The organism is Marinobacter sp. EVN1, assembly GCF_000475375.1.
GTDB classification, from domain to species: Bacteria; Pseudomonadota; Gammaproteobacteria; order Pseudomonadales; family Oleiphilaceae; genus Marinobacter; species Marinobacter nauticus.
This window is the reverse complement of record NZ_AXCB01000005.1, coordinates 1-25251: the sequence shown is the minus strand read 5'-3', so window position 1 is coordinate 25251 and position 25251 is coordinate 1. Positions and strand designations below refer to the sequence as shown.

29 protein-coding genes are annotated in these 25251 nt (G+C 58.8%); 19 read left to right on the top strand and 10 right to left on the bottom strand.

Annotated elements, in window-relative coordinates; translation table 11 throughout:
- Window positions 1-3 precede the first annotated feature (3 nt).
- Entirely contained in the window at window positions 4-1116 is a 1113-nt protein-coding gene (locus Q674_RS22275; protein ID WP_023007765.1) for an S-(hydroxymethyl)glutathione dehydrogenase/class III alcohol dehydrogenase, read from the top strand.
- A 60-nt stretch (window positions 1117-1176) separates the two neighbouring features.
- Here the strand turns inward: Q674_RS22275 and Q674_RS22270 are convergent, their stop codons facing one another.
- From Q674_RS22270 to Q674_RS22255, 4 genes are read right to left on the bottom strand one after another with little or no spacing between them, the layout of a single operon-like run.
- Complete coding sequence (locus Q674_RS22270) at window positions 1177-1965, bottom strand: alpha/beta fold hydrolase (protein ID WP_023007764.1); 789 nt, start codon at window positions 1963-1965, stop codon at window positions 1177-1179.
- Window positions 1966-1989: 24 nt separating this feature from the next.
- Window positions 1990-3192: a 3-oxoadipyl-CoA thiolase gene (gene pcaF / locus Q674_RS22265; protein ID WP_023007763.1), complete on the bottom strand. Its 1203-nt coding sequence runs from the start codon at window positions 3190-3192 to the stop codon at window positions 1990-1992.
- Window positions 3193-3200: 8 nt separating this feature from the next.
- The gene (locus Q674_RS22260) at window positions 3201-3989 is read right to left on the bottom strand and encodes a CoA-transferase subunit beta (RefSeq protein ID WP_023007762.1); all 789 of its coding nucleotides are present in this window, start codon (window positions 3987-3989) and stop codon (window positions 3201-3203) included.
- Window positions 3989-4804 (bottom strand): CoA transferase subunit A, encoded by an 816-nt coding sequence (locus tag Q674_RS22255; RefSeq protein WP_023007761.1) that lies wholly within the window; start codon window positions 4802-4804, stop codon window positions 3989-3991. The genes Q674_RS22260 and Q674_RS22255 overlap by 1 nt, the downstream gene beginning before the upstream one ends.
- Window positions 4805-5000: 196 nt before the next feature.
- Between Q674_RS22255 and Q674_RS22250 the strand changes: the two genes are divergently transcribed.
- Window positions 5001-5780, top strand: a complete 780-nt coding sequence (locus Q674_RS22250; protein ID WP_023007760.1) for an IclR family transcriptional regulator C-terminal domain-containing protein — start codon at window positions 5001-5003, stop codon at window positions 5778-5780.
- Here Q674_RS22250 and Q674_RS22245 read toward each other — a convergent pair whose 3' ends face one another.
- A complete protein-coding gene (locus Q674_RS22245; protein WP_023007759.1) occupies window positions 5781-6683 on the bottom strand; it encodes a LysR family transcriptional regulator in 903 nt (300 codons plus the stop codon).
- 106 nt (window positions 6684-6789) lie between these two features.
- On the opposite strand from Q674_RS22245, the gene Q674_RS22240 reads away from it, so the two are divergent.
- The 9 genes from Q674_RS22240 to Q674_RS22200 all read left to right on the top strand — a co-directional run bounded on the left by Q674_RS22240 (window position 6790) and on the right by Q674_RS22200 (window position 15743).
- The gene (locus Q674_RS22240) at window positions 6790-7911 is read left to right on the top strand and encodes a muconate/chloromuconate family cycloisomerase (protein ID WP_023007758.1); all 1122 of its coding nucleotides are present in this window, start codon (window positions 6790-6792) and stop codon (window positions 7909-7911) included.
- Between the two features lie 33 nt (window positions 7912-7944).
- Window positions 7945-8235, top strand: coding sequence for a muconolactone Delta-isomerase (gene catC, locus Q674_RS22235; protein ID WP_023007757.1), 291 nt, complete (start codon window positions 7945-7947; stop codon window positions 8233-8235).
- Between the two features lie 68 nt (window positions 8236-8303).
- Entirely contained in the window at window positions 8304-9245 is a 942-nt protein-coding gene (gene catA, locus Q674_RS22230) for a catechol 1,2-dioxygenase (protein WP_014420246.1), read from the top strand.
- 118 nt (window positions 9246-9363) lie between these two features.
- Window positions 9364-10737: a Rieske 2Fe-2S domain-containing protein gene (locus Q674_RS22225; RefSeq protein ID WP_014420247.1), complete on the top strand. Its 1374-nt coding sequence runs from the start codon at window positions 9364-9366 to the stop codon at window positions 10735-10737.
- Window positions 10734-11225 carry a benzoate 1,2-dioxygenase small subunit gene (benB, locus tag Q674_RS22220; protein ID WP_023007756.1) on the top strand — a complete coding sequence of 164 codons (492 nt, stop codon included), beginning with the start codon at window positions 10734-10736 and terminating at the stop codon, window positions 11223-11225. Before Q674_RS22225 ends, benB begins: the two co-directional genes overlap by 4 nt.
- Window positions 11226-11245: 20 nt before the next feature.
- Complete coding sequence (gene benC / locus Q674_RS22215; protein ID WP_014420249.1) at window positions 11246-12277, top strand: benzoate 1,2-dioxygenase electron transfer component BenC; 1032 nt, start codon at window positions 11246-11248, stop codon at window positions 12275-12277.
- Window positions 12274-13053, top strand: a complete 780-nt coding sequence (gene benD, locus Q674_RS22210; RefSeq protein WP_023007755.1) for a benzoate diol dehydrogenase BenD — start codon at window positions 12274-12276, stop codon at window positions 13051-13053. Before benC ends, benD begins: the two co-directional genes overlap by 4 nt.
- 51 nt (window positions 13054-13104) lie before the next feature.
- A complete protein-coding gene (locus Q674_RS22205; RefSeq protein WP_023007754.1) occupies window positions 13105-14451 on the top strand; it encodes an MFS transporter in 1347 nt (448 codons plus the stop codon).
- Window positions 14452-14576: 125 nt separating this feature from the next.
- Complete coding sequence (locus Q674_RS22200; RefSeq protein WP_014420252.1) at window positions 14577-15743, top strand: benzoate/H(+) symporter BenE family transporter; 1167 nt, start codon at window positions 14577-14579, stop codon at window positions 15741-15743.
- Between the two features lie 34 nt (window positions 15744-15777).
- Here Q674_RS22200 and Q674_RS22195 read toward each other — a convergent pair whose 3' ends face one another.
- Window positions 15778-16461: a type 1 glutamine amidotransferase domain-containing protein gene (locus Q674_RS22195; RefSeq protein ID WP_023007753.1), complete on the bottom strand. Its 684-nt coding sequence runs from the start codon at window positions 16459-16461 to the stop codon at window positions 15778-15780.
- A gap of 181 nt (window positions 16462-16642) precedes the next feature.
- Between Q674_RS22195 and Q674_RS22190 the strand changes: the two genes are divergently transcribed.
- Window positions 16643-17413 (top strand): substrate-binding periplasmic protein, encoded by a 771-nt coding sequence (locus Q674_RS22190; protein WP_023007752.1) that lies wholly within the window; start codon window positions 16643-16645, stop codon window positions 17411-17413.
- 100 nt (window positions 17414-17513) lie between these two features.
- Entirely contained in the window at window positions 17514-18197 is a 684-nt protein-coding gene (locus Q674_RS22185; protein WP_023007751.1) for a cytochrome b/b6 domain-containing protein, read from the top strand.
- Between the two features lie 10 nt (window positions 18198-18207).
- Here Q674_RS22185 and Q674_RS22180 read toward each other — a convergent pair whose 3' ends face one another.
- Complete coding sequence (locus tag Q674_RS22180) at window positions 18208-18669, bottom strand: c-type cytochrome (RefSeq protein WP_011783880.1); 462 nt, start codon at window positions 18667-18669, stop codon at window positions 18208-18210.
- Between the two features lie 134 nt (window positions 18670-18803).
- Between Q674_RS22180 and Q674_RS22175 the strand changes: the two genes are divergently transcribed.
- Together Q674_RS22175 and Q674_RS22170 are read left to right on the top strand one after the other, a co-directional pair.
- Window positions 18804-19229 (top strand): hotdog fold thioesterase, encoded by a 426-nt coding sequence (locus Q674_RS22175; protein WP_014420257.1) that lies wholly within the window; start codon window positions 18804-18806, stop codon window positions 19227-19229.
- 283 nt (window positions 19230-19512) lie between these two features.
- Window positions 19513-20241, top strand: coding sequence for a substrate-binding periplasmic protein (locus tag Q674_RS22170; protein WP_227501161.1), 729 nt, complete (start codon window positions 19513-19515; stop codon window positions 20239-20241).
- Between the two features lie 16 nt (window positions 20242-20257).
- Here Q674_RS22170 and Q674_RS22165 read toward each other — a convergent pair whose 3' ends face one another.
- Window positions 20258-21214 (bottom strand): GGDEF domain-containing protein, encoded by a 957-nt coding sequence (locus Q674_RS22165; protein WP_023007749.1) that lies wholly within the window; start codon window positions 21212-21214, stop codon window positions 20258-20260.
- Between the two features lie 139 nt (window positions 21215-21353).
- Between Q674_RS22165 and Q674_RS22160 the strand changes: the two genes are divergently transcribed.
- Window positions 21354-21824, top strand: a complete 471-nt coding sequence (locus Q674_RS22160; RefSeq protein ID WP_226610104.1) for a YchJ family protein — start codon at window positions 21354-21356, stop codon at window positions 21822-21824.
- Window positions 21825-21829: 5 nt separating this feature from the next.
- Here Q674_RS22160 and Q674_RS22155 read toward each other — a convergent pair whose 3' ends face one another.
- A complete protein-coding gene (locus Q674_RS22155; RefSeq protein ID WP_014420261.1) occupies window positions 21830-22210 on the bottom strand; it encodes a rhodanese-like domain-containing protein in 381 nt (126 codons plus the stop codon).
- A gap of 144 nt (window positions 22211-22354) precedes the next feature.
- Between Q674_RS22155 and rarD the strand changes: the two genes are divergently transcribed.
- Both rarD and Q674_RS22145 read left to right on the top strand, forming a co-directional pair.
- Window positions 22355-23251 (top strand): EamA family transporter RarD, encoded by an 897-nt coding sequence (gene rarD, locus Q674_RS22150; RefSeq protein ID WP_023007748.1) that lies wholly within the window; start codon window positions 22355-22357, stop codon window positions 23249-23251.
- The gene (locus tag Q674_RS22145) at window positions 23248-23505 is read left to right on the top strand and encodes a DUF3565 domain-containing protein (RefSeq protein WP_023007747.1); all 258 of its coding nucleotides are present in this window, start codon (window positions 23248-23250) and stop codon (window positions 23503-23505) included. Before rarD ends, Q674_RS22145 begins: the two co-directional genes overlap by 4 nt.
- Here Q674_RS22145 and Q674_RS22140 read toward each other — a convergent pair.
- Window positions 23484-24365: a LysR family transcriptional regulator gene (locus tag Q674_RS22140; protein WP_014420264.1), complete on the bottom strand. Its 882-nt coding sequence runs from the start codon at window positions 24363-24365 to the stop codon at window positions 23484-23486. The genes Q674_RS22145 and Q674_RS22140 overlap by 22 nt on opposite strands.
- Window positions 24366-24457: 92 nt before the next feature.
- Between Q674_RS22140 and Q674_RS22135 the strand changes: the two genes are divergently transcribed.
- The gene (locus tag Q674_RS22135; RefSeq protein ID WP_014420265.1) at window positions 24458-25231 is read left to right on the top strand and encodes a cation diffusion facilitator family transporter; all 774 of its coding nucleotides are present in this window, start codon (window positions 24458-24460) and stop codon (window positions 25229-25231) included.
- The last annotated feature ends 20 nt before the right edge of the window (window positions 25232-25251 follow it).

Genomic DNA, 25251 nt, shown 5'->3' with positions numbered 1-25251 from the left:
AACGTGATCAAGTCCCGCGCAGCTGTGGCGTTTGAGGCCAACAAACCGCTGGAAATTGTGGAAGTGGATGTGGCGCCGCCCAAAGAAGGCGAAGTACTGGTGAAGATCGTGGCCACCGGCGTGTGCCATACCGATGCCTACACTCTGTCCGGCGCCGACCCCGAAGGCCTGTTTCCGACCATTCTCGGCCACGAGGGCGGCGGCATTGTTGAAGCCGTAGGGCCGGGTGTGACCGACCTGGAAGTGGGTGACCACGTGATCCCGCTGTACACCGCCGAATGCGGTAAATGCAAGTTCTGCACCTCCGGCAAGACCAACCTGTGTGGCGCGGTGCGCGAAACCCAGGGCAAGGGTGTGATGCCAGACGGCACCTCCCGGTTCTCCTACAAGGGCCAGCTGCTGTATCACTACATGGGCTGTTCCACGTTTTCAGAGTACACCGTACTGCCGGAAATCTCCCTGGCCAAAATCCCCAAGGAAGCCCCGCTCGACAAGGTGTGCCTGCTGGGCTGTGGGGTAACCACCGGGATTGGCGCGGTGCTTAACACTGCCAAGGTTGAAGAAGGCGCCACGGTCGCCATCTTTGGCCTGGGCGGCATCGGCCTGGCGGCCATCATCGGCGCGACCATGGCCAAGGCCGGGCGCATCATTGCGATCGATATCAACCCCGGCAAGTTCGACATTGCCAAGCAGTTGGGTGCTACCGATGTGGTTAACCCCAACGACTACGACAAACCGCTCCAGGAAGTCATCATCGAGATGACCGACGGCGGTGCCGACTATACCTTCGAGTGTGTGGGCAACGTGAAGCTGATGCGTGCGGCGCTGGAAGCCTGTCACAAGGGATGGGGTGAAAGCACCATCATCGGAGTGGCCGGTGCCGGTGAAGAAATCAGTACCCGCCCGTTCCAGTTGGTAACCGGCCGGGTCTGGCGCGGTTCCGCTTTTGGTGGCGTGAAAGGCCGTACCGAGCTGCCATCCTATGTGGAAAAAGCCGAGAAAGGTGAGATCCCGCTGGATGTGTTTATCACCCACGAAATGAAGCTGGAAGACATCAACAAGGCGTTTGACCTGATGCACGAGGGCAAGAGCATCCGGTCGGTGATTCACTTCTGACCTGGCATGGGACAGAAGTGAACCAGAGTTCCCGGGGAGCGGGCGTTCGCCCGCCCCCGGTTAATCCAGGCTTTGCAGGAGTTGCGAGGCGAGAATCAGAGGGCATTCAACGGAAGGCACGTGCCCGATACCGTCCAGAATAACCGGCTCTGGCGCGCCGCTGAACTGGGCCAGTGCTTTCAGGGACTCCGGCGGTGTTGCCAGATCCTCTGAACCACCAATCAGCAATAAGGGTAACTTGTGGCCCCGTAGCCTCTCCCGGAAGTCGGCTTTACCCAGCATTTCGCACAACAGGGCATAGCTGTTGGCGTCGCCCCGCCCCATGATGACTTTCCAGCCGTCCAGCAGCGCCGGCTGTTCCCGGCTGGCGTTCGGTCCGAACCAGCGGGGCACGATCTCTCCGGCCATGGCTGCCAGGCCTTTCTCCCGAACATTGGCAGCGCGTTGTCCCCATGCTTCCGGTGTGCCAATGATGGCGCCGGTGTTGGTGAGAACCGCGGAAATCAGCCGGTCAGTGTGCTCGGCAACCAGCTGCTGGCCGATAACGCCGCCTATGGATGTGCCGGCAAAATGAAAACGGGTGCTGCCCGCCTCTTTTGCCAGAACCAGGGCTTCCTGGGCCAGGTCTTCCGGGGTGATGTCTCCGGCGGATTGCGGCCAGGCAGCACTGGCGCCATGGCCCGGCAGATCCCAGGTCAGTACGCGGAAACGCTCCAGCAGTGTCGTGAGCATGTCGTCCCACACCCCCTGGGTCATGCCCAGAGGGTGTGCCAGCACCAACAATGGCTTTTCGCAATCACCGAGCAGGCGATAGCAAATGGTGCGATTGTTGTAATTCAGAAATGCCATGTTTTCTCCTCAAGCCGGGCCCGGTCAGACCCGTTCGATCAGTGTAGCAATACCCTGACCCACACCCACACACATGGTGCACAGGGCATAGCGACCACCGGTGCGCTGCAGCTGGTGCGCCGCAGTCTGCAGCAGGCGCGCGCCAGACATGCCCAGCGGGTGGCCAAGGGCGATGGCGCCGCCGTTCGGGTTTACCCGGGGGTCGTCATCGGCAATGCCCAGTTCACGCAGCACGGCCAGGCCCTGGGCGGCAAAAGCTTCGTTGAGCTCGATCACGTCGATGTCATTCAGGCTGATGCCCTGCTTCTTCAGCAGCTTCTGAACCGCCGGTACCGGGCCAATGCCCATGATGCGTGGTTCCACACCGGCCGTGGCCATGCCCAGGATTTTGGCCATGGGCTTGAGGCCATGCTGCTTAACCGCGGCTTCGCTGGCGACCAGCATGGCGGCGGCGCCGTCGTTGACGCCAGAGGCGTTGCCGGCGGTCACACTGCCGTTCTCCCGGAACGGCGCGGGCAAGGCGGCGAGTTTTTCAAGAGTGCTGGCGCGGGGATGCTCGTCGGTGTCAAACACCAGCGGGTCTTGCTTGCGGCGTGGAATAGATACCGGCACGATCTCTTCGGCAAAGACGCCTTCCTGCTGTGCCCGGGCGGTCTTCTGTTGGGAGCGAAACGCGAACAGATCCTGATCTTCGCGGGAGATGTTGTACTGTTCGGCCACGTTCTCCGCCGTCTCGGGCATGGAGTCCACACCGTACTGTTTTTTCATCAGCGGGTTCACGAAGCGCCAGCCGATGGTGGTGTCTTCGATTTTCTGGCCGCGGGAAAAGGCGCTGTCAGCCTTCCCCATCACGTACGGAGCACGGGACATGGACTCCACGCCACCGGCCAATACCAGCTCCATTTCACCGGCGCGGATGGCGCGGAAGGCGGTGCCCACGGCGTCCATGCCGGAACCGCACAGCCGGTTCAGGGTGGTGCCGGGTACGGAGGTGGGCAGGCCTGCGAGCAACGCCGACATGCGGGCGACGTTGCGGTTATCTTCACCGGCCTGGTTGGCACTGCCCATCATCACTTCGTCGATGGCGACGGGGTCCAGTTCCGGAGCCTGCTCAAGCACGGCCTTGAAGATATGCGCCGCCAGGTCGTCCGGGCGCACGCTGGCCAGGGTGCCGCCAAAGCGGCCGATGGCGGAACGGCGGGGGTGGCAAAGAAATACGTCAGTCATGGTGCACCTTACTGTTGGCCAGATTGAGTTGAAGCGTGATGAGCATTGGTGCGAGCTTTCAGGTCTCGCAGTACTTCCAGTTCTTCGGCAGTTGGTGCCGGGGTGGTTTCCAACTGGTCCGCGAAGCGGATTTCCCAGCCGGTGGCCTCGATCACGTCTTCCCGGGTCACATTCGGGTGCAGGGAGGTGACCACCAGCTCCTTGGTCTCCGGATCCGGCTTGAGGATGCACAAGTCGGTGATCACCACGGTGGGGCCGCGGCCGATGTTCGGTACCTTGTCCCGGGCCTTGCCGTCACGGCCGAAGCCGACGGTGGTCACGAAGTCCACGTCCTTCACGAAGGTGCGCCTGGAGTGCTTCACGGTAATGAACACTTCCTTGGCGTTAGTGGCAATCTCCGGGGCGCCACCGCCACCGGGCAGGCGAATCCTGGGCTCGCGGTAGTCGCCGATCAGAGTGGTGTTCAGGTTGGCGTAGCGGTCGATCTGTGCGGTGCCCAGGAAGCCGACGCTGATATGGCCGCCCTGCAGCCAGTAGCGGAACATTTCAGGTACGGAGACGGTGGTCAGGGCTGATTCGCACAGCTCGCCGTCGCCGATGGATAAAGGCAGCACGTCCGGCTTGGTCTGCAAGGTGCCGGATTCGTAGATCAATGTGACATCCGGGGCGTGGGTCAGGCGCGCCAGGTTGGCGGCCTCGCTGGGCAGGCCGATACCCACAAAGCAGGTCATGTCGTTGGTCAGCGCCCGGGCAGCGGTGACGCTCATCATTTCGGAAGCGGTAAATTCAAGGCTCATCACGCAGCTCCTTTCTCGAAAACGTTCTCTTTCAGCCAGGCCTGGAAGGTCTCGCGGTCGCGGGCGATGCCGTCCCAGTCCTTGTAGAAAGCGTTGTCACGGTCGTAGTAGCCCAGGGCATAGGACGGCTTGGCGCCTTGGGGGGCCTCGGCAATGGCGGTGATCGCCCAGGACGGGAGCACGCAGGCATTTACCGACGCGCCCAGGTCGTCCACGATTTCCTCAACGGTGACGATGCTGCGCCTGGCGGCCAGGACGACCTCTTTCTGAATGCCAACAATGCCTTCAATCAGCACGTTGCCCTTGCGATCAGCCCGCTGGGCGTGGATTACCGCTACATCCGGGCGAATGGAGGGTATCGCTGCCAGGCGCTCTCCGGTGAACGGGCATTCGATGAACTTGATCTGGTCATTCACCTTGGGCAGGTCGCTCCCCACATAGCCGCGCAAGACGGCCAGCGGCAGGCCGGCCGCTCCGGCTTCATAGGCGTTGGCCATGGCGGCGTGGCTGTGCTCCAGGATCTCCAGCTTGTTAGGCCAGCCTTTTTCCACCGCGTCACGCAGTCGATGCAGGGAACCCACGCCGGGGTTGCCGCCCCAGGAAAAAATCAGCTTTTTCGCGCAGCCGGCGCCGATCATCTGGTCGTAAACCAGGTCCGGGGTCATGCGGATCAGAGTCAGATCGCGCTTTTCCTGGCGGATGATTTCGTGGCCCGCAGCAAACGGTATCAGGTGAGTGAAGCCTTCCATCGCCACGGTGTCACCGTTATTGATGTATTTGCTCACCGCTTCCTTGAGGGGAAGAAACTCGGCCATCGCAGTGCCTCCTGTGTCACTTCTGTGATTAGTTCGTAACACGAACATAAGTTTAATATGCGAACATAATGGCGCGATTGGTTTTGGGTCGTCAAGTACAAATTTTCACCAGTTGGCAAAAATGCACGGATGTTCGGAGTGCGAACCAGCTGTTACCATGCTCGGATATCGAGCTTTGCAGGGCGAAGGAGCCGGAATGGACGAATCGATACTGAAGCCGGGGGACCGGGATTATGTTGGAGCGCTGGCCTCGGGGTTGGAGGTGCTGCAGGCATTTGACGCCGACCACCCCAGAATGACCCTGAGCGAAGTGGCGGCGCGTACGGATATGGATCGCGCCAAGGCCAGACGGTTTTTGCTGACCCTCCACGCTCTGGGATTTGTGAAGCGTAGCGGCCGGCAGTTCGAGTTGACGCCCCGGGTACTGCAGCTGGGTTATGCCTATCAGGCCTCCAATCAGTACCGGGCGGTGATCCAGCAGTACCTGGAAGACATCACGGCGGAGCTGGGAGAGTCGTCTTCGCTGGCGGTGCTGGATGGCGATGAGGTGGTGTATGTCGTGCGTTCGGCCGCGCGCCACCGGCTGATGGCGATTACACTGTCGGTGGGTACCCGACTGCCAGCGGCCTATACCTCTATGGGGCGGGTATTGCTGGCGCAGTTACCGGAACCGGAGCTTGAAGCCTGTCTTGAACGGATCAGGCTTGAACGCTACACCTCGTCGTCGCTAACGGACAGGAACGCTTTGCGTGAAGAAATCAGCAAGGTGCGCGAGCAGGGCTATGCCATTGTGGATCAGGAACTGGATCTGGGCCTGAGATCGGTGGCGGTGCCTGTGTTTACCGCCAGCGGAGAACTGTTGGGTGCGTTGAATATCAGTACCAACGCGGCCCGTGTCGATATGGATACCCTGCTCAATACCTATTTGCCCAGGCTGCAGTTGGTGGCCGACAAGGTTCGGCAGACGGCTCGCTGATTACGGGTAACGGCCGGTCAGCCGGTTCTCAACCAGTTCTGCCAGTATGGTGTTGGTCAGGCGCATGACCGCATTCGGGTTCTCGCCGCGCCGACGGGAAGCGATCACCGGCGTGGTGATATTGTCGTCTTCCAGCGGCATGTAATCCACACCTTCCCGTTGCAGACGGCGCACCTGCTCTGGCACCAGGGTGAAGCCCATGTCAGAGGCCACCAGCGACAGCGCCGTCTGAACATCATTGACCTGTTGTATCACATTCACCCTGAGGCCGCGGCGGTGAAACAGGCCCTGGGTAATGTCTGAAAAGTTCGGCCCGGCACCCGCTGGAAAGGTGATCATAGGCACCTCTGAGAGCTCTTTCATTGAAGGTGGATGCCGAGTAAGCGGATGGTCGGCTGGCACCGCTGCAATCATCGGTTCGTCGAAGAGAAGTTCCTGCTCGACGTCCGGGTCCTGAATGTTCAGACGGCCAAAGCCGATATCGATCTTGCCCGCTTTCAAGGCTTCAACCTGTTCCCGGGTTTTCAGCTCGTGCAGCACGATTTCCAGATTCTTGTTCTGCCGCAGCCGTCGCACCATCAGCGGCAGCTGGCCGTAAAAGACTGAGGGCACGAAGCCAATCGAAAACAGAGTTTTCCGGTGCCGCGCAATCCGGCGGGTGTCATCGACGGTGGCGTTAACCTTGTCCAGCACTTGCTTGGCCTGTTCCAGAAAGTATTCACCCCCGGTGGTCAGCTCCAGGCCGCGGGGCTTGCGAATGAACAATTCCACGCCCACTTCTTCTTCCAGCTGCTTGATGGCCCGGGTCAGGGGTGGCTGGGCAATAAACAGTTTTTCGGCAGCGCGGGTCAGGTTGCCGGCTTCGGCCACTGCGACGAAGTAGCGCAAGTGTCTCAGCTCCATCCATACCTCCAGGGTATCGGTTATTACTTAATCAATATTGGTTCACGCTGGTGAAACTTCGTAGTGTTCGAATCACAGGATTTTTACCTAGCGATTCGGAGCAGCCATGTCAGCCACCATTCAGTCCATCGAAGCGATCCTGGTCGATATCCCGACCATCCGCCCGCACAAGCTATCCATGACAACCATGGGGGTTCAGACCATGGTGATTGTGCGGGTGAAGGATTCTGATGGCCTGGAAGGTCTCGGTGAGGCGACCACCATCGGTGGTCTGGCCTACGGCCCGGAAAGTCCCGAAAGCGTAAAGCTTACGATTGAAACCTATTTCAAACCGCAACTGATTAACCAGCCTGCCGGCAACATCAATACCCTGAGGGTAATGTTAGACCGCTCGACCCGCGGTAACAACCTGGCCAAGTCAGCCATCGAGACCGCGCTGCTGGACCTGCAGGGCAAGCGATTGAATCGCCCGGTCTCAGAACTGCTCGGCGGGGCCCTGCATCAGCATGTTCCGGTGCTCTGGACCCTGGCCAGCGGTGATACCCGAAAAGACATCGAAGAAGCCCTGGGGCTGATCGAAACCCGTCGTCACTGTGACTTCAAGCTCAAGATCGGTGCCCGTCCGGTGATGGACGATGTGCGTCATGTGGCGGCTATTAAAGAAGCCGTGGGTGACAGCGCCAGTGTCCGTGTGGATGTCAACCAGGCCTGGGACGAAGCGACTGCGGCCAAAGGCATGGCCGAATTGCAGTCGGCTGGTATCGACCTGGTAGAGCAGCCAACGCCGATGAAGGATCACGCCGCGCTGGTGCGTCTGTCTGAGAAATTCCATCTGCCCATTCTGGCCGACGAGGCCGTGGCCGATGCCAAAGATCTTTACAACCTGGCCGCTGCCGGTTTCTCCGGTGCCGTGGCCATGAAAATCGCCAAGGCCGGTGGACCGGTACAGGCACTGAAACAGGCCGCGGTGGCCCAGGCTGCCGGTATTGGACTGTACGGCGGCACCCTGCTGGAAGGCACCATCGGCACCGCCGCTTCTCTGCATGCCTGGTCGACCCTGGAAACCCTGCACTGGGGCACCGAGATGTTCGGCCCGCTGTTGATGAAAGACGACATCGTGGCCAAGCCGCTGCATTTCCATAACAACGGCGTTGACCTGCCGCAGGGCCCGGGCCTCGGCATCGAAATCGATGAAGACAAGCTGGCCCGGTATCGCCGCAAGGCCTGAGCCGACAAAGATTCAGTAAACGGAGGAATGCACATGCTGTTCAAAGTCGAGATGAAGGTGAATATCCCTCACGACATGCCCGCCGACGTGGCGGCAGACGTCAAGGCCCGGGAGAAAGCCTACGCCCAGGACCTGCAGCAGCAGGGCAAGTGGCGTCACCTGTGGCGGGTGGCTGGCAGCTACGCCAACGTCAGCATTTTTGATGTGGCCGACAACGCCGAGCTGCAGGACCTGATCAGCAACCTGCCTTTGTTCCCCTATATGGACATCACCGTCGCGCCCCTGTGCCGGCACCCGTCGTCGATCCATGAGGATGATCGCTGAACGCAAACACACCGTTGCCATCTGATGACCTGATTTGAGCAACAAGAATAATACTGAGGAGAACCACCATGACCGTTAAAACCATGCAAACAGCCGATGTGAAGGACCTGCTGGAGAAAGTCGCCGGCTTCAACCAGGACGGTGGAAACGAGCGGGTGAAGAAGATTGTTCACCGTTTCATGCACGATGTTTTCCAGCTGATTGAAGACTTCGATGTGACTCCGGAAGAGTTCTGGCAGGCTGTGTATTACGTTGGCGACCTGGGTAAGAACGGCGAGGCGGCCCTGCTGGCCCCGGGCCTGGGTATGGACAAATACCTGGACATCCGCATGGACGCCGAAGACGAGCAGGCCGGCCTGGCGGGCGGCACGCCGCGCACCATCGAAGGCCCGCTGTACGTGGCCGGTGCGCCCATGAGCGAAGGTTTTGCCCGCATGGACGACGGCTCGGATGAAAACGCCGAGACCATGATCCTGACCGGCCAGGTGACGGACGAGAATGGTAATCCGCTGGTCAACGCGGTGGTGGATGTCTGGCACGCGAATACCATGGGCAACTACTCCTACTTTGATCAGTCCCAGAGCGAGTACAACCTGCGCCGCCGTATTCGCACCGATGAAAACGGCCGTTACACCGCGCAGTCCATCATCCCGGCTGGCTACGGCTGCCCGCCCGAAGGTTCCACCCAGGCGCTGCTGAACCTGCTTGGTCGCCATGGCAACCGCCCGGCCCATATCCACTTCTTTATCTCCAAGTCCGGCTTCAAGCACCTGACCACCCAGATCAACCTGGCGGGTGACGAGTACACCTACGACGACTTTGCCTTCGCAACCCGCGAAGAGCTGGTAGTCGAAGCCAACCGCATTGACGACCCGGCGCAGGCCGAGGGGTATGGCCTGAACAAACCGTTCACCAAAGTGGAATTCAACATCCAACTGGTCTCCACCGACAAGCCAGAGCTGCAGAGCCGCCACGAGCGCAAGCGTGCGCTGGAAGGCGAAGCCGCTTAAGCCATCAACCTTTAATTGACACGTTTTGTGATCCGACCGGCCCGTACATGCGGGCCGGCACCGGGGCCCCTCGCGCCCGAAAAAACGGTAGTCACAACAACAAGAGGGAGTGACGAACATGACTCGCCAACTCGACAGACTTGAAAAGCAGATCCGTGGGGCGGTAGAAGCCGACCCGACCACCGGCCACTACCGCTGTGATCGCAGCATCTTCACCGACGAGGAGCTGTTTGAGCTGGAGATGAAACACATCTTCGAAGGCAACTGGATTTTCCTGGCTCATGAAAGCCAGATTGAGAATCCGGGCGACTACTACACCACCACGGTGGGTCGTCAGCCGGTGATCATCACCCGGACCAAGGATGGCGAGCTCAAGGCGATTCTGAACACCTGTACCCACCGCGGTGCCACCCTGTGCCGCAAAAAGCGCGGCAACAAGACCTCCTTCACCTGCCCGTTCCACGGCTGGACCTTCAAGAACGACGGCAAGCTGCTGAAGGCCAAGGATCAGAAGAAAGGTGGTTACCCGGACAGCTTCAACGTGGACGGCTCCCACGACCTGAAACAGCTGCCGAAGTTTGAAAACTATCGCGGCTTCCTGTTTGGCAGCCTGAATGCCGACGTGCTGCCGCTGGAAGAGTATCTGGGCGAAACCACCAAGGTGCTGGATGCCATCGTCGACCAGGCGCCGGAAGGCCTGGAGATTCTGCGCGGCGCGTCTACCTACACCTACGAGGGTAACTGGAAGCTGACTGCCGAAAACGGCGCCGACGGTTACCACGTCAGCACTGTGCACTGGAATTACCTGTCTACCATGGGCCAGCGCAACTATGAGAAGGGTGGCACCGAGGCGGTGGACGCCAAGAGCTGGTCTAACGAAGGCGGCTTCTACTCCTTCGACAACGGCCACATGATGCTGTGGACCCGCCTGACCAATCCGGAAGTACGCCCGGTCTACAACCAGCTGGAGCGCCTCGAACAGGAAGTGGGTGAGGCGAAGGCTGACTTTATCGTGCGCACCACCAAAAACCTGTGCCTGTACCCGAACGTGTACGTGATGGACCAGTTCTCCACCCAGATCCGGGTACTGCGCCCGATCGACGTTAACAAGACCGAGATCACCATCTACTGCTGGGCGCCCAAGGGTGAATCTGCCGAGAACCGTGCCAAGCGCATTCGCCAGTACGAAGACTTCTTCAACGTCTCCGGCATGGGCACCCCGGACGACCTGGAAGAATTCCGGGGCTGTCAGGAGGGTTACTACGCCAAGGGGGTGAAGTGGAATGACATGAGCCGTGGTGCACAGCACTGGATAGAAGGTGCCGACGACTGGGCCAAGCGCATCGATATGAAGCCGATTCTCAGTGGCGCCAAACCGGAAGACGAAGGTCTTTACGTCACCCATCACCAGCACTGGGTGGAGGAGATGACCAAGGCCATTGAAACCGAGCGCGCACGCTTTATTTCGCTGTCAGAGGAGGCTTCCGCATGAGCATGTCATACGAGCAGATCCAGGCCTTTATCTACCGGGAAGCCCGTTTGCTGGATGACCGCCAGTGGGATGAGTGGCTGAAGTGCTACCACGAAGATGCCACCTACTGGATGCCGGCCTGGGACGACAACGACGAGTTGACCGAGGACCCGCAGGCTGAGATCTCGCTGATCTACTACCCGAACCGTAACGGCCTGGAAGATCGCGTCTACCGACTGAAAACCGAGCGTTCCGGCGCCAGTTCCATTCCGGAACCGCGCACCGTGCACCTGACCAGCAACCTCGAAATCCTGGAGCGGGACGGCGACACCGTGAAAATCCGGTTCAACTGGCAGACCAACAGCCACCGCTACCACAAAACCCAGAGCTTCTTCGGCGTGTCTTTCTACACCCTCGACTGCAGTGGCGAACAGCCGCTGATCACCGGGAAGAAAGTGGTTCTGAAAAACGACTACATCAATCAGGTGATTGATATCTATCACCTGTAATTGATGGGGAGAGCATCATCATGAGTTACAACATCGCGCTTAATTTTGAAGACGGCGTTACCCGTGTGATCACCTGCAACGAAGGTGAAACCGTACTCGACGCCGCCTACCGGGCCCAGATCAACCTGCCCATGGACTGTTCCGACGGTGTCTGCGGAACCTGCAAGGGTTCCTGCCACCAGGGCGAGTTCGATATGGGTGACGAGTACATCGACGAGGCGCTGTCTGACGAGGAAGCCGAGCAGGGCATGGTGCTGACCTGTCAGATGGTGCCCTCCAGCGACTGTGTGGTGGAAATTCCGGCCGCTGCATCGCTGTGCAGCAAGGCCGGTAACGAGTCCGTGACCGGTACTGTGGGCGAGGTCAACCTGATTTCCCCGACCGCCATCGAGCTGAAGATCACCGCAGATGCGGATATCGGCTTCCTGCCGGGCCAGTATGTGAACATTCAGGTGCCGGGTACCGAGGAAACCCGCGCCTACTCGTTCAGCTCCCGCCCCAGCAGCCGCGAACTGAGCTTCCTGATCCGCAACGTGCCCGGGGGCCTGATGAGCTCCTGGCTGGTAGGCAAGGCCAAGACTGGTGACAAGGTCACCCTGACCGGCCCCATGGGCGTGTTTTACCTGCGTCCGGTGCAGCGCCCGGTGCTGATGCTGGCCGGTGGTACCGGCCTGGCGCCGTTCCTGGCCATGCTCGAAAGCCTGAAGGAAAAGGGCTGCGAGCAGCCCACTCACATGATCTACGGCGTCACCAACGACGATGACCTGGTGGGACTGGCAGCTTTGGAAGCATTTGCCGAAGCCATAGACAACTTCACCTTCAAGACCGTGGTGGCCAGCGACGAAAGCATGCACCCACGCAAGGGTTATGTGACCAACCACATGGAAGACGCCCCCATCAACGATGGTGATGTGGACGTTTACCTGTGTGGGCCACCTCCGATGGTCGATGCGGTGCTGGGTTATTTCCGGGAACAGGGAATTGAGCCCAACTCGTTCCACTACGAGAAGTTCACCCCCAGCGTATCGGCCGTTGAGGAGAAAGTGGCATGAGCCCGCGCTTCACCGACAAGGTGATGGTAGTGACGGGGGCCGCCCAGGGCATTGGCCGGCGGGTGGCCGAACTGGCCGCCGACGAAGGTGCCCGTCTTGTACTGGTGGACATCGCGGACTACGTGCAGGGCGTTGCTGGCGAGCTGCGCGACCAGGGAGTTGAAGCCCTGGCCGTGCAGGCCAACCTGGTAACCTGGGAAGGCGCAGAAAGGGTGATGGCCCAAGCCCACGAGCAGTATGGCCGCATCGACATCCTGATCAACAACGTCGGTGGCACCATTTGGGCTCAGCCCTTCGAGCATTACCAGCCGGAGCAGATTCAGAAGGAAATCCAGCGTTCGTTGTTCCCGACCCTGTGGTGCTGCCGCGCCGTTCTGCCCTACATGGTGGAGCAGAAAGGGGGTGCCATCGTGAACGTGTCATCGGTGGCCACCCGTGGTCTGATGCGGGTGCCCTACGGCGCCGCCAAGGGTGGGGTGAACGCCATGACCGTGAACCTGGCGTTTGAGTATGCCGAGCACGGCATCCGGGTGAACGCCACCGCGCCGGGTGGCACCGAAGCACCTCCCCGGCTGACGCCACGGAACACCGAGGCGCAGGGCGAACAGGAAAAAGTCTGGTATCAGACCCTGATTGACCAGACCAATGCCAGCAGCTTCATGCACCGCTACAGCACCCTGGATGAGCAGGCGCAGCCGATCCTGTTCCTGGCATCCGATGCTGCCAACTATATCACCGGAACCATCCTGCCCGTGGCCGGGGGCGACTGCGGCTGACGGGCATTCAACCCAACCTCCGACAAAAACAAGATATGGAGTGACAGACCCATGAGAAATATAGACGTCAACGACGTTATCGATAACGCCACCTTTACCAGATTCCACTGGAAGGTGTTGTTCTGGTGCACCCTGATCATCATTTTTGATGGCTATGACCTGGTGATCTACGGCGTGGTACTGCCACTACTGATGGAGCAGTGGAACCTGAACCCCTATGTGGCCGGGCTGCTGGGCAGCAGTGCCCTGTTTGGCATGATGTTCGGAGCCATGGGCTTTGGCATGCTCTCTGATCGGCTCGGGCGCAAGAAAACCATCCTGATGTGTGTGGTGCTGTTCAGTCTCACCACCGTCATTAACGGCTTCGCCACCACGCCCTGGCAGTTCGGTATTCTACGCTTTATCGCCGGTTTGGGTATTGGCGGGGTGATGCCCAATGTGGTCTCGCTGATGAGCGAGTACTCGCCTAAAAAGAGCCGTAGTACCCTGGTGGCACTGATGTTTTCCGGTTATGCCCTCGGTGGCATGATGTCAGCGGGTCTGGGCATCTGGATCGTGCCGAATTTTGGCTGGGAAATCATGTTCTATCTCGCTGCGGTGCCCCTGCTGCTGTTGCCGCTGATGATGAAGTTCCTGCCGGAATCCGTGGCTTTTCTGATGGCACAGAAGCGTGAAGGGGAGGCTCGCAGCATCCTGCAGAAAGTGGCACCGGTACACGACATCAGCGAAATGGATACCCTGACCGTGCCGGCTACGACCGAGAGCAAGGCGCCGGTTCTGGAATTGTTCCGGGGCGGTCGTGCCTTCAGCACCGTAATGTTCTGGATTGCCTTCTTCTGCTGCCTGCTGATGGTCTATGCTCTGGGCTCCTGGTTGCCAAAGCTGATGTCTCTGGCCGGCTATGAGCTGAGCTCCAGCCTGATGTTCCTGATGGTGTTGAACATCGGTGCGATCTTCGGCGCTGTGGGCGGCGGCTGGCTGGCAGATCGATTGTCCCTGCGCACGGTGCTGGTCAGCTTCTTTATTCTGGCCTCGGTGTCGCTGGTCATGCTCGGCTATGAAAGTCCGATGTGGTTTCTGTATACCCTGATGGGCGTGGCCGGTGCCACCACCATTGGCTCGCAGATCCTGCTCTACGCCTATGTGGCCCAGTACTACCCCACCAGTATCCGCTCCACCGGTCTGGGCTGGGCATCGGGCATTGGCCGTAATGGCGCCATTGTCGGGCCCATGATTGGCGGTACGCTGCTGGCTCTGGCCTTGCCGCACCATATGAATTTCCTGGCCCTGGCGATTCCCGGCGCCATTGCCACCGTCGCTATTGCCCTGGTGGGCCGGCAATTTGGCCCGGCGCGGGAGCGTGAGAACGCAGAGGTGAGCCTGGCAACCAGTAACTGATGAATCAGCGTTGAGGTTTGAGGGACAGTCAGTCATTCGGACCCCTCTTTGCCCCGGCACGATCGTGACCGGGGCTTTTTTGCTGTTACACAGCTCAAACAGAACTCAATAACAAGGAGCTGAACATGCCCCAGTTGTTTCGGGACTTGTCTGTGTCTGCGGTTGCCGCAGGATTTCTGGCGGTGCTGGTGTCCTATGCCGGGCCTTTGGCGATTTTCTTCCAGGCCGGAGCGGCAGCGAATGTGTCGCCGGAGATGATGACCTCCTGGGTCTGGGCCATCTCCATGGGAGCGGCGGTTTCGGGAATTTTCCTGTCGATATGGCTCAAAGCACCTATAGTCACGGCCTGGTCGGCGCCGGGTACGGCGCTGCTGGTGGTGCTGTTTCCGGAGCTTTCGCTTAACGAAGCCGTGGGGGCGTACATCACCGCCGCGCTGATTATCTTTGTCATTGGTGTTTCCGGCACCTTCGATGCGTTTGTGCGCGTCATTCCCAAAGGGGTGGCGGCGGGTATGATGGCGGGCATCCTGTTTCAGTTTGGTCTGGGCGCCTTTGCTGCCATTGAAACCACGCCGGCCCTGGCCATCGGCATGCTGGTTGCCTATGTGGTGTTTCGTCGCTTTACACCGAAATACACTTTGGTGCTTTTGCTGATGGCCGGGATCATCCTGGCGGTAGTGCTGGAGGATGCCTCCCTGGCCGGTGTACGCCTGAACCTGGCGGTGCCCAGACTCATCACACCGGAATGGAGCTTTGGCGCGACCCTCAGCCTGGCCATTCCCCTGGTGCTGGTGAGCCTGACGGGCCAGTTCCTTCCCGGCATGGCCATTCTCCGGGGCGCCGGCTATCGGGTGAAAGCCAAGCCGGTGATTGCGGTGGCCAGCCTTGTGTCCCTGCCCATGGCGCTGTTCGGCGGCATTACCACGGTGGTGGCGGCCATTACCGCCGCGATCTGCACGGGCGAGGATGCTCATGAAAACCCGGACAAGCGTTATGTGGCCGGGGTATTTAATGGCGTGTTCTATCTGGTGGGAGCACTGTTTGCCGGCACCATTGTCGCCTTGTTTACTTCATTGCCTTCGGCCTTTGTGGCGGTGCTGGCGGGCCTGGCATTGCTGGGGGCTATTGCCAATAACCTGTTTGCCGCACTGGAGGAGGTCAGTCACCGGGAGGCGTCGCTGATCACCTTTCTGGTGACCGCGTCCGGATTATCGCTGTTCGGATTGTCGTCGGCGTTCTGGGGGGTGGTGATCGGTTACGGTTGTTACCGGGTGCTCAACGGCGGGAAATAGAATTGGGCTGGCAGGCGCCAGCCCAATCGGGACGTCAGTCTTGCTGCAGGGCCTGCAGCACAGCCTTGGCAGCGCCTTCGGAAGACGCCGGGTTCTGGCCGGTAATCAGCTTGCCGTCCACCACAATGTGCGGTGCCCAGTCATCGCCCCGGCTGTAACGGGCGTTGTTCTGCTTGAGCATGTCTTCCAGCAGGAAGGGCACAATATTGGTGAGCTGCACAGCGTCTTCTTCGGTGTTGCTGAAACCGGTGACTTCGCGGCCGCCCACGATGTTCTGGTCCGGTTTTATGAACACATTCTTGAACACGGCAGGAGCATGGCATACGGCGCCGATCACCTTGTCCTGCTCGTAAGCGGTTTTGATCAGGGCTATCGACTTGTCGTCCTCGGCCAGATCCCACAGCGGGCCATGGCCACCGGGGTAGAAGATGGCGTCGTACTGATTCATGTCCACGTCGGCCAGTTTTCTGGTGCTGGCCAGCATTTCCCGGGCATGGGTGTCTTCACTGAACCGCCGGGTGGACTCGGTCAGTGCATCTTCAGCCTCGCTGTTCGGGTCAACCGGTGGCTGGCCGCCTTTAGGGGATGCGAGGGTGATGTCGGCGCCTGCGTCTTTGAATACGTAGAACGGCGCAGTGAATTCTTCCAGCCAGAAACCGGTTTTATGGCCGGTGTCGCCCATCTGGTCGTGGGAGGTTAGTACCATCAGAATCTTCATACCAGTCGACCCTCCTGTCGGGAGTCCGGGTGTATTTCGTTCGTCTCACTACATCAAATTGTGATGATCGCTCGGTTTTCAACCGTCAGTACGTTAGCACTGGCATATTGGATGCTCATTAACGGCTATACTGCGAGGGTAGTTATCGCACATGTAACGTCATGGACCAGGACGGATTTATATGAGGTGGATTGCCTTGAAAGGCGTGCTTGCCGGCATTCTGATGCTGCTTTGGGCGCCTGGTGTTCTTTCACAACAGGGCACTGAAACAGTAGAGCCACTGACGGTGACCGTTGGCGTTGACCACTCGCCGCCCTACCGTATTCTCGAGCCGTCGCAAAAATCCGGTCTTTATCTTGAGCTATTCGAAGAAATTGCCGACCGGCTAGGCTGGCGTGTGCAGTACCGGGAGGCGCCATTCCGGCGCATCCTGCTGCTGATGCGCAGGGGTGAGGTGGATGTCATGCTGGGGCCGCTGCGTACCGAAGAACGGGAAGAATTCATGACCTTCGTGGCTCCGGCTTTTCCGCCGGAGCGGCGTCTGTTTTTCTACGTGAGCGAGAGTAACCGTATTGAGCGATACAGCGATCTGCCGGGAAAAGTCATCGGTATTCTGGAGGGCGCCCGTTACTTTACCCGGTTTGACAACGATCAGGCTCTGCATAAAGAGTCTGCGGCCCACTACGAAAACCTGATGATGATGCTTCAAAGAGGGCGGGTTGATGTCGTGGTGGCCCCCGAGCTGGTTGGTTTGTATACGCTGAGAGCCCAGGGTATAGAAGCGAACATTTCACCGTTCTTCGTGCCGGGTGACCGCTCCTGGATTGCGGTTTCGAACCAGTCTCCTGCCCGCCGGTATGCAGAAGATATAAGGGCAGCCCTGAAATTGATTGAACGCGAGGGGATTCGGGAAGACCTTGTGCTGAAGTACCAGGAACAAAAAGCCTATTGATCGATTTCCATGGTTTATACCGATGCTCCCCTGCTAAAAGGAACTTAGGGTGCTTACCTTTGTCTGTGATCGTTTGACAGGTTTTGGCAAAGGAACTGGTATGAAGACGATTCGATTGTGGGATCTCCCCACCCGGCTGTTCCACTGGTTGCTGGTAATTGCTGTGGTTGGGGCAGTGGTGACGGTCAAACTGGGCGCTGGCTGGATGGCCTGGCATGAGCGTTTTGGACTGGCGGTTGTTGGCTTGCTGGCGTTCCGGGTGGTCTGGGGGCTGGTGGGCTCCACTTACGCGCGCTTCAGTCAGTTTATATCGGGGCCAGGGGCGATGATCCGTTATCTTAGGGGCCAGTGGCAGGGCGCAGGCCACAATCCCCTTGGTGCCTGGTCGGTGCTGTTGTTACTGGGACTGTTCGGTTTTCAGGCTGTTACCGGTTTATTTTCCAATGATGAAATTGCCTTTAACGGCCCACTCTACCGGCTGGTGTCGTCGGGCTGGAGCGATACCCTGAGCAGCTGGCACCGTCTCATGGAATGGGGGCTGTACGCCGTGGTTGCCCTTCATGTCCTGGCGGTGCTGTTTTACACCCACGTGCGTAAGGATAATCTGGTAAAGCCGATGGTGACTGGCCGAAAGCAGGTTCAGAGCTCAGAGCTGAAAGACGCCAGCGGCGGTGGCTGGCTGGCAATGATCATTGCACTGGCGATTGCCGTTGCTGTGGTCTGGGCGGCTAGTGGCGGACTGATTCCGCCACCGCCGCCACCGCCCCAGAATCTGGGTTGGTAAGCCCCTTGGCCTACTTGGCGCGGAAGTTGTCGTGGCAAGCCTTGCAGGTTTCACCGACTTTGGCGAACTGGCGTGCAATCGCGGCTTGGTCGCCGGCTGCAGCCAGTTCCTGCAGTGCGTTGGCTTCACGGACGAAGCTGACCGCAATTTCCTGAACCTTCATCGGCTCCTCAAAGAAGTTGGGCTTGAGGCGGGTGTTCTCGGCCCGGTCATTGGCGCTGTCACGGCTGTAAAGCACGCTCATGCCGGAGTTGGCCACGGCTGCAATGGCTTTGGCGGCTGCGGCAACCTGGTTCTGGTCAAACGCTGCGGAGCCATCCACGGTCTGGGCCTTGATTTTGCCCATGTTCCAGGACGCAAACTGGTAGGCGGCCTGGCGGGTTTCGATCTGGTCTTCCACGCTCATCTGGGCCACGGTCGGGGTTGAGATCGCGGCCGCAAGCACCGCAACGGAAACAAAACGTTTATTCATTCCAGGTCCCTCTCTTGGTGTGATTGGTGATAATGCAAAAATGCTCTATAAAGGCGTGGTTATAAGCATGCTACCTGTATAGACTCATTCCTGACAGCTATAAGAAACGAAAGTTCAATCTGAGGAGTTGCACGATGTCGATCTGGACGGTTACCCCTAATCTTGAGCAAATGACAGAGGCCAGCAAAAACACCGCGGTCAGTCATATGGGCATTGAATACCTCGAAATCGGTGACGATTATGTGAAAGGCCGGATGCCGGTGGATGAGCGCACCGTCCAGCCATTCGGGATCCTGCATGGTGGTTCCTCCGTCGTGTTGGCGGAAACGCTGGGCAGCATGGCTGCCAACTGTTGCCTGAAAGATAAGAATACGGTCGCTGTGGGGCTGGATATTAATGCCAATCATATTCGGCCTGTTACCGGGGGATGGGTCTATGGCACGGCGAAGGCCATACACATCGGCAGTGCAACGCAAGTATGGGAAATCCGCCTGGAAAACGATCAAGGCAAGGTGACCTGCATTTCCAGGTTGACCATGGCGGTAACCCGCCGCTCGTAAGAAAACAGGGAGCGATGGCTCCCTGATTCCGACCTTGCGCGTCGATTTGCGAAATAAGCTCGCCATCCTTGATTAATATCAAAAGAAAATCGTTTGCCGGGACTGTCGCCCTGCTACACTTAAAATAGTTGAGGATGTTAACTAAATGCCATGAGGTTATTCCTCACGGGAAGGTTTCACTGTGCTGAAAATTCGTTGTAACAGGGTGTCTTCGAAAGCGCACAAGTTCTGGTATGCGTTGCTCTTTTTGCTATGCGCATCCTTTGGTCTGCGAGCTGCCCCTTTGTCTGAGTGTTCAACGCTGAGAGTGAGTGGTAATCCGGAGTATCCGCCTCTCCTATGGCCGAGCGTGGAGTCGCCGGATCTTTTAAATGGCGCGGTTCCTCATTTCCTGCGGGAGTTGGTGGAGCCCCTGGGTATCAAGGTCAATGTCCGCAATATTGGGTCCTGGGCGCGGGTGCAGCGGTTGGCAGAGTTGGGGGAGATCGATCTGGTGGCCGGGGCCTTTATCACGGCAGAAAGATTGGGCTACCTGGATTATATTCTGCCGCCAATGATGCACCTCGATACCAATGTCTGGGTGCCGCGGCGAAGGATGTTTGAGTATCGGCACTGGCCGGACCTGGAGGGGAAACAAGGCAGCACCCTGATCGACAACAGTTTCGGTGAGCGATTCGACAGCTTTGCCGCCGATCACCTGGATATCCTCGGCGTCCGCTCCATTCACCAGTCCTACCTGATGGCCGATATCGGTCGTATCGATTATGTACTGTACGAGTTGTTGCAGGGGCGGGCGAAGCTGGCCCGGTATGGCATGTCGAATGACTTTGTGGCGCTGGAGCCCCCTGTGAGCAGAGAAGGCCTGTTCTTCGCGTTTCCGAAGCTTTCCCGCTGCAATAGCAAAGCCTTGCGAGAGGCTTTTGCAGCCAGGTTGCTGGAGTTGACGGAGCAGGGCAGGCTGGAAGAATTGATTGAAGAGTATCTCATCCGGTATACCGAGGAGGGCCGTTAGCGAGGCCGTCCTGGGTTTAGGTGGCCAGTGTCACTCTGCTTCTTCCTCTGGCCTTGGACTGGTACATGGCCTCGTCTGCGCGACACATCAGATCTTCCAGTCTGCGGTCGCCGTTTCCCAGGCTACTGATTCCGATACTTGCCGACGGCGAGATTCTGCTTTTCTCGTAAGACACCACCAGATTACAAAGCAAGGCCAGCAAGCGGCTCGCCAACACGTGTGCCATCGTCATGTCGGTGTCCGGTAGCAGAATGGCGAATTCCTCTCCGCCCATTCTGGCCACAATATCGCAATCCCGAATCCGGGCTTTCAGTAGCCCGCTGACCTGCTTCAACACTTCATCGCCCGCCTGGTGACCGTAGGTGTCGTTGATGATCTTGAAGTGATCCAGATCCATCATGACCAGAGTCAGTGGTGTCTGATGCCTGGCAGACTGGTTCAGCAGTTGCTCTCCGAACTCGAAGAACGCGCGTCGGTTATACAGCCCGGTAAGTTCATCCTCCAGCGCTGCCGCCCTGGCTTTTTCGTGGGCTGCCCGCAGCTCCAGCTCCATCTGTTTACGTTCGGTAATATCAGTGGCAATCTCCAACCTCACCAGGCGGCCATCGGTCCAGCGGATCGCCTGGTCACGGCACTGGTACCATCGTTGGTCCAGTTGATTCTGGAACTCCCAGACATGGGGTTTGTTGGGCTCGCCCTGATCATTGACCAGCAGGTGATTGGTGCAGAAGCTGCACGGGCCGTCACCGTCCTGAAGCACTTGCCAGCATTTTCGGTTGCCAATGTCACCCCAGATCTGCCGGCCGTAAGCGTTCATGTACAGCAGATCGTGTGTTGTAAAATCGGAGACGTACACCAGGGCATCCAGATTATCGAGTACGGCCTGAAGACCTTCCGGGGGTGTTTCCTCGGTGGCTGGCGGTGTCTGATCCCGGTGAACGGGCAGATTCAGTGACGGAATGCCGGATTTCATGGGGTGTGCGCTGTCTGCTTTTTATTCAGTTTAATTTCCAGTATGGCTTTTGTCATACGATGCTGTCTGCAAAAGCGTGTAAGGTTTGCGGACATTACCTACGTTGGCCGGACAGCCGGGCCAACGAAATTCTGGCTTCATGAGGGTTTGGAAAGGGATGAAGGTGTCCGGGGAAAACTGCCCCTGCGGTAGCGGGAAAGCCTACCTGCTGTGTTGTCAGCCCTGCCATGCAGGCGCGCCTGCCACCACACCGGAGGCGTTGATGCGTTCCCGGTTCAGTGCCTTTGTGGTGAAGGATGCCGATTATCTGCTCGAGACCTGGCATCCGGAGACCCGGCCGGCGGAACTGGATCTTTCCGGCTCACCGGAATGGGTTTCGCTGCAGATACTCTCCTCCAGTGCCGGTGTCGACACGGGCCGGGTTCACTTCCGGGCGGTCTATCGTGCCGGTGGTGGTTGGGGTTATCTGGAAGAGCGATCAGACTTCAGCAAAGAGAATGGCCGCTGGTTCTACCGTGAGGGCGAAACCCGCGAGGGAGTGCTGAAGCCCGGTCGAAACGACCCCTGCCCCTGTGGCAGTGGTCGCAAGTTCAAGGCCTGTTGTCTTTAAACGTTCTATTCGAATTTCGGCAGATCCGGCTGAGCGACCTCTTTACCCGCTTCCAGCCAGGCGTCAAAGCCGCCTTCAATGGATTGTACGTTCATATAGCCCATCTCTTTCAGCGCTTTGGCGCTGAGTGCTGCACGGCCGGAGGTTTTGCAGTAGAGCACAATTTTCATCTGCCGGTTCTCCAGCGCGGGGTCGTTGGTGAACTTGAATTCGAGCATGCCCCGGGAAATATTCACGGCGCCCGGAATATGGCTGGAGCGGTATTCATCGGCGTCCCGCACATCCAGCAGCAAATCGGCATTTTTAATGGCCGCCTCGGCGTTGGCCAGCGGCACCTCCTGAATCTCTTTTTTGGCTTCGGCAACAAGGTCGTGGGCAGTCTTCATGGCAGTTCCCTTTGAGCGTGGGTGTGTCTTTTCAGGTTACGGCATTTACCACGGGTGAGTCACCTATAGGTTGTCTGTGACTAAGGCATGAGCCTTTGCCCAGCGGGTTTGTGCTAGATTGACGGGCCTGACAATGAGGAAGCTATGAAACCGCTGAATGACACCACCAAAGGCGTGGTCTACGGGTTAGGCGCCTACACCCTGTGGGGAAGCTTTCCCCTGTATTTTGCCCTGTTCAAGGGGATCCCTTCCTGGGAGGTGCTGATCCATCGGGTGATCTGGTCCTGCCTGTTTCTGGCCGTGGTCATCTCGATACTCAAGCGCTGGCCGCCGGTGGTGGCGGCACTGCGAAAGCCGCGCCGGCTGGGGTATGTGCTGGGTTGTGCCGTGTTTATTGCCCTGAACTGGGGTATCTATATTTATGCCGTGGAAACCCGCCATGTGTTGCAGGCCAGTCTGGGCTATTTCCTGACGCCGTTGGTAAATGTGGCCATGGGGCTGCTGATCCTGGGTGAGCGTATTTCCCGGCTGCAGGCCGCGGCGGTGGGTCTGGCGGCGGTTGCGATTCTCTATCAGCTGTTTCTGCTGGGCGAGCTGCCGTGGATTACGCTGGTACTGGCGTTCAGCTTCGGCACCTATGGCCTGATGCGCAAGAAAGTCGAACTTGATGGCCTTTCCGGTCTGTTTGTTGAAACGCTGTTATTGCTGCCGTTGGGCTTGCTGACCCTGGCCTGGCTGTCATCGCAGGGGCTGTCGCACTTTTCGGACAGCACCTACAGCGCATTGTTACTGGCCTCCAGTGGCGCGGTGACCGCCATCCCGCTGCTGGCTTTTGCCGGGGCTGCGCGCCGTTTGAAGCTTTCTACCGTGGGCTTTCTTATGTACATCAACCCCACGATCCAGTTTCTGATCGCGCTTTATATCTTCCATGAGCCGCTTAGCACCGCCAAACTGGTGAGCTTTGTGATGATCTGGGTGGCGTTGGCAATATACTCGTGGTCGGCCTGGGTGGGCCGATCGAACAGAGAGGTTTCGGCATGAAACAACCCATCAGCGGCTATCACAAAGACGGGGAAAACCACTGGGTAGCGCAGCTGGCGTGTGGCCATAACCAGCACGTGCGACATGATTCGCCCTGGGTAAACCGGCCCTGGGTTGTCACGGTGGAAGGTCGGCAATCCATGTTGGGGGTTAAGCTGGATTGCCGGAAATGTGATGACGATGCGCCTGCGGATGTCCGTCCGGAGAGTCCGGAAGGACCTCAGTCTCCCGATCAGGCCAGGGTTTCCAGATAGGCTTCCAGTTCGTTGGCGAGCCAGCCCACCACGGCGCCCCCTTGCGCCTGCTCCGACTCCAGCGCACTGAACACTTTCCACCAGCGGGCGCTGCGGTGGTGGATGGTTTTCAGCTGTTCCTTGCGCAATGCCTCAGCAATCAGGGGTAAGGGTAAATCCGCCCAGCCGGCGCCATCAATCACCGCATCACGCATCAGTTCGTATTGGGTAAAGGCGAGGTAGTTGGCGGTTTCCGGGGATTCGGCCACCAGTTGGGCATCGAGCATGTAGGCCAGGGTGATTTCCGTGTGGCTGACCAGGTCGTCCTGAGTGACCCGTTTCAGTTGGCTCAGGGGGTGGTCCGGAGCTGCCACGGTGAGCATGCGCACATCAGCCAGTTCCCGAAACCATTGATAACCTTCGTTCAGCAATTCCGGCATCAGGCCATAGGCCACATCCACGGACTGGCTGCGAACCAGCGGCGCCAGTTCCCGGGGCGAGGCAAGGTAAACCGACAGGCTGGTCTGGGGGAAGCGTTGTTTCAGCCGGCGCAGAATGTCGCGCCAGATATCTTCCGGAATGGCATCGTCCCGGGCAATGCGCAGGACCGATTCGGCACCACTCAGGTGGTGCTGGCAGCGAGCCCTGATCTGGCTGGCAACCTGGTCGAATCGCCGGCAGTCGGTCAGGATGGACTGGCCGATGGCCGTCAGGTGCAGTTGATTGCCGCTGCGTTCAAACAGCTCCACCCCCAGTTCATCCTCCAGGGACGCCAGCACGGTACTGACGGTGGTGCGGCTGCGGTTCAGCTCCCGGGCTGCCGCGGCCACGCTGCCATTGCGGACAACCGAGAGGAAGGTCTTGATCTGTGACGTTTTCATGGTTTGCTCTTTGCGACGGATTTTCCGTCGCTCAGCGACTCACACCTGTTGAATGATGCCGCTAATATGGCAGCAATTCTCAGGAGGTCAAAATGTTTACTTCTCTGGCGCGGGAAAACCTGGCGCTGACTTTATCAGCAGTGGGCGCGGGCCTGTTTGCGCTCGCCGGTATTACCTGGGGTCTTTGGGTCGATTCCCTGGTTATTCTCTTCGATGGTGCCTATTCCCTGATCAGCCTCGGGTTGTCGCTCCTGTCACTCTATGCCGCCCGCCTGGTTCGCCGGCCGGCCAATGACGATTACCCATTCGGGATGGGGGCCGTGGAGCCGCTAGTGATCGCTGTGAAAGGTCTGGTGATTGCAGTGGTGTGTATCTTGTCGCTGGTATCGGCAGTGGTGTCGCTGCTTCAGGGCGGCCGTGCCGTGGCGGCGGACATGGCAATGATCTTTGGTGCGGTGAACGTGGTGGGGTGTCTGGCGGTCTGGGCGTATCTACGGTGGTCAAGTCTGCGCAATGGTTCGGGGCTGGTGCAGGCGGAACAGCGCCAGTGGCTGATGGACAGTGCCCTAAGCGCTGCCGTAATGATTGGTTTTGGCGCGGCCTGGCTGCTGGAACGCAGTCATTGGGCGGAGCTGGCCGTGTATGCCGACCCGGTAATGATGCTGGTGATTTCGGTCTACTTTATGACGGTGCCGGTGAAGATGGTTCTGGAGTCAGTTCGGGAGCTGTTGCTGGCGGCACCGAAAGACGATGCACTGGACGACATCCATGAGACCCTGGAAGACCTGGGCCTGAATCCGGAACAGGTCCGGGTGGCCAAGCTCGGCCCGAACCTTCTTCTTGAGGCCCGCATGATCCGGATCTGACTAGTGTCCCTTAACAAAAG